Source organism: Streptomyces sp. NPDC004658 (assembly GCF_040609555.1).
Lineage (GTDB): Bacteria > Actinomycetota > Actinomycetes > Streptomycetales > Streptomycetaceae > Streptomyces.
The window spans coordinates 1-8,820 of record NZ_JBEXKG010000232.1 but is presented as its reverse complement, the minus strand read 5'-3'; the positions used below and the strand labels follow the sequence as shown (position 1 = coordinate 8,820).

The 8,820-nt window shown below is 72.7% G+C and carries 11 protein-coding genes and 1 pseudogene; 6 read left to right on the top strand and 6 right to left on the bottom strand.

The genetic code is table 11. The features are described 5' to 3' along the window. The 3 genes from ABZV94_RS38155 to ABZV94_RS38145 all read left to right on the top strand — a co-directional run. Positions 1-724 (top strand): hypothetical protein (locus tag ABZV94_RS38155; RefSeq protein WP_356349066.1); only part of this gene is annotated, 724 nt, incomplete at its 5' end. A gap of 253 nt (positions 725-977) precedes the next feature. After that, positions 978-1,838, top strand: coding sequence for an alpha/beta fold hydrolase (locus ABZV94_RS38150; RefSeq protein ID WP_356349065.1), 861 nt, complete (start codon positions 978-980; stop codon positions 1,836-1,838). Between the two features lie 198 nt (positions 1,839-2,036). Then, the gene (locus tag ABZV94_RS38145; RefSeq protein ID WP_356349063.1) at positions 2,037-2,504 is read left to right on the top strand and encodes a GNAT family N-acetyltransferase; all 468 of its coding nucleotides are present in this window, start codon (positions 2,037-2,039) and stop codon (positions 2,502-2,504) included. Between the two features lie 12 nt (positions 2,505-2,516). Here ABZV94_RS38145 and ABZV94_RS38140 read toward each other — a convergent pair whose 3' ends face one another. After that, entirely contained in the window at positions 2,517-2,651 is a 135-nt protein-coding gene (locus tag ABZV94_RS38140; protein ID WP_356349061.1) for a hypothetical protein, read from the bottom strand. Between the two features lie 138 nt (positions 2,652-2,789). Between ABZV94_RS38140 and ABZV94_RS38135 the strand changes: the two genes are divergently transcribed. Beyond that, positions 2,790-3,410, top strand: coding sequence for a methyltransferase domain-containing protein (locus tag ABZV94_RS38135; protein WP_356349058.1), 621 nt, complete (start codon positions 2,790-2,792; stop codon positions 3,408-3,410). A 20-nt stretch (positions 3,411-3,430) separates the two neighbouring features. Here ABZV94_RS38135 and ABZV94_RS38130 read toward each other — a convergent pair whose 3' ends face one another. Beyond that, complete coding sequence (locus tag ABZV94_RS38130; RefSeq protein ID WP_356349056.1) at positions 3,431-3,931, bottom strand: DUF402 domain-containing protein; 501 nt, start codon at positions 3,929-3,931, stop codon at positions 3,431-3,433. Continuing rightward, positions 3,912-4,841: a GNAT family N-acetyltransferase gene (locus ABZV94_RS38125; protein WP_356349054.1), complete on the bottom strand. Its 930-nt coding sequence runs from the start codon at positions 4,839-4,841 to the stop codon at positions 3,912-3,914. The genes ABZV94_RS38130 and ABZV94_RS38125 overlap by 20 nt, the downstream gene beginning before the upstream one ends. 71 nt (positions 4,842-4,912) lie before the next feature. On the opposite strand from ABZV94_RS38125, the gene ABZV94_RS38120 reads away from it, so the two are divergent. Further along, the gene (locus ABZV94_RS38120; protein ID WP_356349052.1) at positions 4,913-5,284 is read left to right on the top strand and encodes a GntR family transcriptional regulator; all 372 of its coding nucleotides are present in this window, start codon (positions 4,913-4,915) and stop codon (positions 5,282-5,284) included. A gap of 84 nt (positions 5,285-5,368) precedes the next feature. On the opposite strand, the gene ABZV94_RS38115 is transcribed toward ABZV94_RS38120, so the two are convergent. Together ABZV94_RS38115 and ABZV94_RS38110 are read right to left on the bottom strand one after the other, a co-directional pair. Further along, a complete protein-coding gene (locus ABZV94_RS38115) occupies positions 5,369-6,139 on the bottom strand; it encodes a DUF72 domain-containing protein (protein ID WP_356349050.1) in 771 nt (256 codons plus the stop codon). Positions 6,140-6,154: 15 nt separating this feature from the next. Beyond that, entirely contained in the window at positions 6,155-7,249 is a 1,095-nt protein-coding gene (locus tag ABZV94_RS38110) for a DUF5925 domain-containing protein (RefSeq protein ID WP_356349048.1), read from the bottom strand. 245 nt (positions 7,250-7,494) lie between these two features. Between ABZV94_RS38110 and ABZV94_RS38105 the strand changes: the two genes are divergently transcribed. Further along, positions 7,495-8,301 carry an SGNH/GDSL hydrolase family protein gene (locus tag ABZV94_RS38105; protein ID WP_356349045.1) on the top strand — a complete coding sequence of 269 codons (807 nt, stop codon included), beginning with the start codon at positions 7,495-7,497 and terminating at the stop codon, positions 8,299-8,301. A 58-nt stretch (positions 8,302-8,359) separates the two neighbouring features. Here ABZV94_RS38105 and ABZV94_RS38100 read toward each other — a convergent pair. Then, positions 8,360-8,820: pseudogene (locus ABZV94_RS38100) on the bottom strand (serine/threonine protein kinase); the annotation flags it as partial.

Below are 8,820 nucleotides of genomic sequence, written 5' to 3'. Positions count from 1 at the left end.
CACCACCCCCGTTTCCCGCATCGCCGACAAGCCCGTCGCCGCACTGCCCGGCGTGGGCGCGGCGACCGCCCGCACCCTGGACGGGTACGGCCTGGACACCCTGGGCCGGGTCGCCGCCGCGCCGCTGTCCACGCTCCAGCGGCTGATCGGCGCCAGGGCGGGCCGGGAACTGCGGGAGAAGGCCGCCGGCATCGACCGCGGCCGGGTCGTCCCGAACACCGTCTCGCGGTCGCTGATGACGGAGCGGGCCTTCGCCCTCGACGAGGTGGACCCCGACCGGCACCGCCGGGCGCTGCTGTCGGCCGCCGAGGAGATCGGCTCACGGCTGCGCGCGGTGGAGAAGGTCTGCCGCACCCTGACCCTCACCGTGCGCTACGCCGGCCTCCCCGGGCTTACCCCGAGCGGGCGGACCTCCGCCCCGACCACCCGCAGCCGCACCCTGCGGGAGCCGACCGCGCACTCCGCGGACCTGACCAGGGCGGCCTACGGCATGTACGAGGCGCTCGGCCTGCAACGCGCCCGGGTCCGCGCGCTCGTCCTGCGCGCCGAGGGCCTGACCCCCGCCGACCAGGCCTCCCACCAGCTCACCTTCGACCCCGTGGACGAGAAGGTCCGCCGGGTCGAGGAGGTCGCGGACCGCGCGCGGGCGAAGTTCGGGCCACGGGCGGTGATGCCGGGGACGCTGGCCGTGGTGTGCGCGCTCGGTCGGCCCAGGGCGGCGTGAGACGAGCCGTCGGGGTCGACGATCACCGTGCCGCCCGCCGCGATCCAGGGCGGCGCATCCCTGCCGAGGGAGGCCGCGTCCGGTGACGGCTCGTCAACACCCGGCGCCTCCCCGGTTATCACTGGAAGTTTTTACTGACGCGTAACTTCACACTTGCACTACTCGCTCGTAACTTGACGAATGAACAGCATCCCGTGATCCGGATCACAGGGTCAGGCCGTGCACCTCCCGTGAGCCGCAAGGAGATCACACGATGCTGCCCTGGAAACGAGTGCTCAGACCCCTCGCCGCGCTGCTCCTCACCGCCGCCGTCGCCGTCGTACCGGCCGCCACCGCCAGCGCCTCCGACGCCCCCGCCTCCGGCTGGAACGACTACTCCTGCAAGCCCTCCGCCGCCCATCCCCGCCCCGTCGTCCTCGTCCACGGCACCCTGGGCAACTCGGTCGACAACTGGCTCGGTCTCGCCCCCTACCTGGAGAGCCGCGGATACTGCGTCTACTCCCTCGACTACGGCCAGCTGCCCGGCGTCCCCCTCTTCCACGGCCTCGGACCCATCGACAAGTCGGCCGAACAGCTGGCCGTCTTCGTCGACAAGGTGCTCGCCGCCACCGGAGCCGCCAAGGCGGACCTCGTCGGTCACTCCCAGGGCGGCATGATGCCCCGCTACTACCTGAAGTTCCTCGGGGGAGCCGCCAAGGTGAACGCCCTCGTCGGCATCGCCCCCGACAACCACGGCACCGACCTGGACGGCCTCACCCACCTGCTGCCGTACTTCCCCGGCGCCGAGGACCTGCTCAAGGCCACCACCCCCGGCCTCGCGGACCAGATCACCGGCTCCGGCTTCCTCACCAAGCTCAACGCGGGCGGCGACACCGTCCCCGGCGTGCGCTACACGGTCATCGCCACCCGGTACGACGAGGTGGTCACCCCCTGGCGCACCCAGTACCTGAGCGGTTCCGACGTCCGCAACGTCCTGCTCCAGGACCTGTGCCCGCTCGACCTGTCCGAACACCTCGCCATCGGCCTGTTCGACCGGATCGCCTTCCACGAGGTGGCCAACGCGCTCGACCCGGCCCACGCCACCGCCACCACCTGCGCGTCCGCCTTCAGCTGACGTGCCGCCGGGGCCTGTCCGGCCTGAGCCGCCGGACAGGCCCCGGAACCCTCACCGGCCAAGCGGCGAAATCCCGTGGGGTGATCCGAAGCTAGCCCGGAAGAACCGTGAAATCGCCTGCCAGGAGCGGGCGGAGGAGATCCTTATGGTCCGCTTAAGGAAGCGCTCAGACTGCGCTCAGGCAGATAGCGTGCGGACATGACCGGCAACGAGGGCAACGACACGGAACGGGTCCGCCCCGCCACCACCGACGACGTACCGGCCGTCAGAGCGGTGACGGACGCGGCCTATCACCCCTACATCGCGCGCATCGGCGTGGTGCCCCAGCCCATGGAGGCGGACCACGGGGCGGACGTGTCCGCCGGCAAGGTGTTCGTCACCGGGGAGCCCGTGGTCGGGCTCGTGGTGGTCGAGGCGTTCCCCGGCCATCTCTTCCTGGACAGCGTCGCCGTCCACCCCGACGCCCACGGCACGGGCGTCGGGCGGCGGCTGCTGCGCTTCGTCGACGCACGCGCGCGGGAACTGGGGCTCGACGAGATCAGGCTCTACACGAACGCGATGATGTGGGAGAACCAGAAGATCTATCCGAAGTACGGCTACGAGGTCGTGGCGCGCCGGGTCGACGGCCCGTACGACCGGATCCACTACCGCAAGCGGCTGCGCTGAGGCGTCGCCGTGTCAGCCGTCGGGCCACCAGGTGCGGGCGATGTCCCTGCGCACCTCGGGGCGCCCCGCCGGGCGCTCCTCCGCCTCGTCGCGGATCCGGCGGCTGTCCGTCCTCTTCAGGGGCTTCTGCACGGTCGTACGGCGCATGGCTGCCTCCTTCAGTGCCCACCGGGTTCCGCGTTGTCACGGAGGTAGACGCTTTCGGGGAGAGTTCCTCATCGGTGCCGGTTTGTCAGTGGCGGCTGTCACGTCCGCACTGTCAGTGGCGTGTGTCACTCTCTGGGCATGACGAGCGATGACGCGCACACGGTTGCGGTTGCCCCGGAAGAGGACTGGGATGCGCGGGCCGCCGCCTTCGACGACGAACCGGACCACGGCCTGCGCGACCCCGAGGTGCGCGCGGCCTGGGCGGACCGGCTCCGGGCCTGGCTCCCCGGGCACCCGGCGGACGTCCTCGACCTCGGCTGCGGCACCGGCAGCCTGTCACTCCTCGCCGCCGAGCAGGGGCACCGGGTGACGGGTGTGGACCGGTCGGTGGCGATGGCGCAGCGGGCCCGGGCCAAGCTCGCCGGGCACCCGGCGGCGATCGTGTGCGGGGACGCCGCGGCCCCGCCGGTGGGGGAGCGGCGCTTCGACGCGGTCCTCGTGCGGCATGTGCTGTGGGCGCTGCCGGACCCGGCCGGGGCGCTGCGGCGCTGGCGGCGGCTGCTGCGCCCCGGAGGCCGGTTCGTGCTGGTGGAGGGCGTCTGGGGGACGCTCACCCCGGTCGGCATACCGGCCGCCCGGCTCACCGCCCTGCTGGAGCCGCTGAGCCGGGGCGTGCGCGTGGAGCGACTGTCCGACGACCGCCTGCTGTGGGGCAAGGACGTCGACGACGAGCGGTACGCGGTGGTGGCCACCGTGTGACGGCGGGAGGCCGGCCAGGGTCAGGCCAGCAGTTCCGCGAAGCCGTCGGGCCGGACCGCCAGCGCCTGAAGGGTGTCGAGGGCGGCCACCGCCGCGGACGCGGCCTCCGGGTCCGTCTCCGCGAGGCCGCTCGCGGCGAACTCGTCCTCGTCCAGACGCCGTACGTCCCGCCCGTCCGCGGAGCGCCACAGGTCCAGGTCGAGATCCTCCACCGTCAGCTCGGTGCCGGACCTGACCGCGGGACGCGTGACGTCGCAGTACCAGCCCTTGACCGAGCCGTCCGCCGCGCGGACCTCCTTCACCGAGTACCACCGGTCCCGCCAGTAGTACTCGGTGAACATGTCACCGGGCTCGAACCGCACGAACCCGAAGTCCCGGACCCCGGAGCCCGCCCAGGGGGCGCGTACGGCGATCCGGTCGCCGTCGTCCGCGAGGAGGTCCGCCGGGTAACGGATCTTCGTGCGGCCGGCCTTGACCAGGACGACCTCCAGCCGGGCCGGCTCAGCCGAGTTCGCGGACATAGCGCACCTCCGTGGCACAGACCTCGTAGCCGAGCCACTTGTTGATCGCGATCATGGGGGCGTTGCCGGTGTCGTTGCCCGTGAAGGCCTCGGTGACACCGGCGGCACGGGCCCGGTGCAGAGAGTGGATCTTGGCGAGCTTGGCCAGGCCACGGCCGCGGTGCGCGCGGGCGGTTCCGGTCATCGCCGTGGAGTAGCGGCCGTCGCCGTCGGTGTAGGCCGCGGTGAAGGCGACCGCACGGCCGTCGACACAGGCGACCGTGGTCAGCTCCCTGTTCAGCAGCGGGTGGCGCCAGTTCTCCGCGAGCCACACGTCGTAGTCCGTGAACGCGTAGTCCACGTCGCTCGGTTCGTCGAGCATCGTCTCCGCGTCCAGCTCGAACAGCGGCCGGGGGTCGTCCGCGAAGTCGGCGGCCGTGCGCAGTTCGACGCCGGGCGGGACCTCCAGGAGCGGCGGCAGCGTGTCCTCCCGCAGGCCGAGGCGGAGGAAGTGCGCGGTGCGGCCCCGCCGGTAGCCGCGCCGCTCGGCGAAGGCCCGGTTGGCCTGTTCGTCCAGGGCCCAGGCGAACAGCCTGGTGGCGCCCACGTCCGTCAGGTACTCCTCGGCGGCCCGGACCAGCAGCCGGCCGGCCCCGCGACGGGTCCGGTCCGGGCGGACGTAGACGTTGAGGGCGCCCTGGCCCGGGTCGGGGCTCTCGGGGATCAGGTGCACCTGCGCCGTGCCGATGATCTCGCCGTCCTCCTCCGCGACGAGCGGCCGGAAACGGGCGTCCGGGTGGGTGTGGGCCGCCGTGTGCCGGACCGATTCCGGCGTGAACAGGACGTACGGCAGAGCGAGCCGGCGGACACGGGCGAAGCCCTCGACGTCCGTGGGGACGTCGGGGCGCAGAGGACGCACGAGGACGGTCATGAGGAGGCACCGTACGGGCCTGGAGGGCCGGGTGCCTCTCATTTTCCGGCGGGTGCGGGACAATCGGCCGTGTGAGCCTGAAGATCCGCATCGATGACAGCGCGCCCCCGTACGAGCAGGTGCGGGCGCAGATCTCCGAGCAGGCGCGTTCCGGCGCGCTCCCGGTGGGGTACCGGCTGCCGACCGTGCGGGGGCTGGCCGAGTCCCTGGGGCTCGCGGTGAATACGGTGGCGAAGGCGTACCGGGCGCTGGAGGGCGACGGGGTGATCGAGACGCGGGGGCGCAACGGCACGTTCGTGGCCGCCGCCGGCTCGGCCGCGGTACGGGAGGCCTCCCTGGCCGCCCAGGCGTACGCCGAGCGGGTGCGGCGGCTCGGGCTCGCCGAGGACGAGGCACTGGGTGCTGTGCGCGACGCCCTGCGGGCGGCCTACGGGAGGGGCTGAGGCGAGTCCGGCACCACCGGATCCCGTCCTCGTGGCCGCGGCGCCCTCGTGGCCGCGGCGCCGTCGTGCCGACCGGACGGCGGATCAGCTCAGCTCCGCGGGCTCCGGTGTTCTCGTCACCTCCAGGCCGGCCCGCCTCGCCGTCCGGGCGAACGCCACCGCGTCCTGGACCGCCGCGCCCCCGGGGTCGTTGTTGAAGTACGCGTACACGTCCTCCCCGTCGGACCAGGTCGTCGCGATGCGGTCGGCCCAAGTCTCCAGGGAGCGGCGGCCGTAGCGCGGCCAGGGCTGTGCGCGGCCCTGGTGGAAGCGGACGTAGCCCCAGTCGGTGGTGCGCCACAGCGGGGTGACCGGCCGGGCCAGGACGTCCGCCCAGCACAGGGCCGCGCCCCGGGACGCCAGCACCTCGCGCACCTCGCCCGTCCACCAGGAGTCGTGGCGGGGTTCCACCGCGACCCTGGTACCGGGCGGGAAACAGGCCAGGCAGGCGTCCAGCAGGGGCGGATCGGCGCGCAGGGTGGGCGGCAGCTGGAGGAGGACCGGGCCCAGGCGGTCGCCGAGGCCCGCCGCGTGGGTCATGAGGCGGTGCACCGGCTCCTCGGGGTCCTTCAGCCGCTTGACGTGGGTGAGATACCGGCTGGCCTTGACCGCGACCACGAAGTCCGGCGGGACGCGGACGCGCCAGGCGGCGAAGGTGTCGTACGACGGCAGCCGGTAGAACGCGTTGTTGACCTCCACGGTCGCGAACAGCCGCGTGTACTCCTCCAGCCACAGCCGTGCCGGTACCCCGGCCGGATAGACGCGCTCCCGCCAGTCCTTGTACTGCCACCCCGACGTGCCGACGAACAGGGTCATACCCTCATCAAAGCACTACAGGTACAGGCCCGCGTCCGCGCCCTCCCGGGCCCCCGGCACCGAGGTCGGCGCGGTGCCCCGGCGCAGCGCGTACAACTCGGCCAGGGTCGCGCCGTCCCGGCCGACGCCCTCCTCGGTGCCGAGCCACTTCACCGCCTCCGGGCGGGTCAGCGGGCCGACCTCGATGCGGGCGAGGCAGCGGCCGGGACGGACCACGGCCGGGTGCAGCCGCTCCAGGTCCTCGTTGGTGGTGACACCGACCAGCACGTTGCGGCCCTGGCCCAGCAGGCCGTCGGTGAGGTTCAGCAGCCGGGACAGGGCCTGGCCCGCCGTGTGCCGGGCCTCGCCCCGGATCAGCTCGTCGCAGTCCTCCAGCAGCAGCAGGCGCCAGCGGCCCTTGCCCGCCCCGTCCTCCTCCCCGATGGCGATGTCCATCAGATAGCCGACGTCGGAGAAGAGGCGCTCCGGGTCCAGGACGCAGTCGACCTGGCACCAGTCGCGCCAGGAGCGGGCGAGGGTGCGCAGGGCCGAGGTCTTGCCGGTGCCGGGCGGGCCGTGGAGCAGCAGCAGCCGGCCGGCGATGTCCTGCGGGGTCGTCTTCATCAGGCGGTCCATCGCGTCCGCCACCGGCGCCGTGTAGTTGGGCCGGACCTCGTCCCACGTGCCCGCGGAGATCTGCCGGGTGGTGCGGTGCGGGCCGCGCCTGGGGGAGACGTACCAGAACCCCATGGCCACGTTCTCCGGCTGGGGTTCCGGCTCGTCGGCCGCGCCGTCCGTGGCCTGGTCGAGGATCCGCTTGGCCAGTTCGGCGGTGGTCGCGGTGACCGTGACGTCCGCGCCCCGGTTCCAGCGGGAGACCAGCAGGGTCCAGCCGTCCCCCTCGGCGAGGGTCGCGCTGCGGTCCTCGTCGCGGGCCACCCGCAGCACGCGGGCGCCCTCCGGCAGCAGGGTCGCGCCCGAGCGCACCCGGTCGATGTTCGCGGCGTGCGAGTAGGGCTGCTCGCCCGTCGCGAAGCGGCCGAGGAACAGCGCGTCGACGACGTCGGACGGCGAGTCGGAGTCGTCGACGTGGAGCCGGATCGGCAGAGCGTCGTGCGGGTTGGCGGACATGCCGCCATGATCCGTCACGGATGCGCTCCGCGCACGGTATTTCCGTCCCTCGTCCCGGGTGTCCCCGCCGCCCGCCCGGCTGGTGACGGGGCATCAACGGTTGCGGCAGGCGTGCGCAATAGATGAGCGGTGAACGTTTCGGATCGATCCTGTCGAGATGACAAAAGTCTTGGCATGGACACTTCCTGTCAACACGCGTAGCTGCTACCACAGTTGTGGCAGAGATCCTGCTAAAGGGAGGTTCCATGAGACGTTCCCGACTTACCGGATTCGTGACCTCGCTCCTCCTCGCCGCCGGCCTCGGTCTCACCGGGGCCGCTTCGGCGCAGGCGTCCTCGACCGCCGCGACCGGCGGCTACGTCGCACTCGGTGACTCCTACTCCTCCGGGGTGGGCGCCGGCAGTTACATCAGCTCGAGCGGCGACTGCGACCGCAGCACGAAGGCCTACCCCTACCTGTGGAACGCCGCCCACAGCCCCTCCTCGTTCGCCTTCAACGCCTGCTCCGGCGCGAAGACGGACGACGTGCTCGCCAACCAGCTCGGCTCCCTGAACTCCTCCACCTCGCTGGTGTCCCTCACCATCGGCGGCAACGACGCCGGCTTCGCCGACGTCATGACCACCTGCGTGACCAGCTCGGACAGCACGTGCCTGTCCCGCATCAACACCGCCAGGGCGTACGTCGCCAACACGCTCCCCGGCAAGCTGGACACCGTCTACAACGCCATCAGCGCCAAAGCCCCGTCCGCCCGGGTCGTCGTCATCGGCTACCCCCGCTTCTACCTGCTCGGCCAGACCTGCCTTGGCCTCTCCGAGACCAAGCGGTCCGCGATCAACGACGCCGCCGACTACCTCGACACCACCATCAAGGCCCGCGCCACCGCCCACAACTTCGTCTTCGGCGACGTCCGCACCACCTTCTCCGGCCACGAGATCTGCTCCGGCAACTCCTGGCTGCACAGCGTCAACTGGCTCGACATCGGCGAGTCGTACCACCCCACCGCGGCCGGCCAGTCCGGCGGCTACCTGCCGGTCCTGAACAACGCGGCATGACCCGCACCTGCCCGTCCGGCAGGGCGGCCCTCCCGGGGCGACTCGCCCGGTGAGGTCCTCAGGGTGAGCCGGAAGGCGAGGCGGAGGTCCCGGACGACGGGGTCTCCGCCGTCGTCGTGCACGTCACCGAGAAGGGCACCGAGTCCGAGGCCGCCCGCACCGGACCGCGCACCTCCACGCCGATCTCGTCGTCGACCGTCCCGCCCTCGGCGTACGTCGTCACCGTCACCCGCTGCTCCCGCGTACGCGCACCGCCCGCCGGGAACGACAGTGTCCGCCACCCGGGGTCCGACACCGAACCGTGCGCGAGCACCCACCGGTACTCCACCCGCGTCGGCAGCCGGCCCACCGTGAACCGCGCCGTGAACGCGGGCGCCCGCGCGGCCGGCGGCGGGCAGGTCCCGGCGTACCGGGTCTGCGTGCCGGTGGCGGGGGCGTCCTGGGGCGGGTCGTCCGCCCAGATCTCCTCGACGAGGGTGTGGGGGGCCGTGGTGCGGCCGGGGCGGAGGGCCAGGGCGG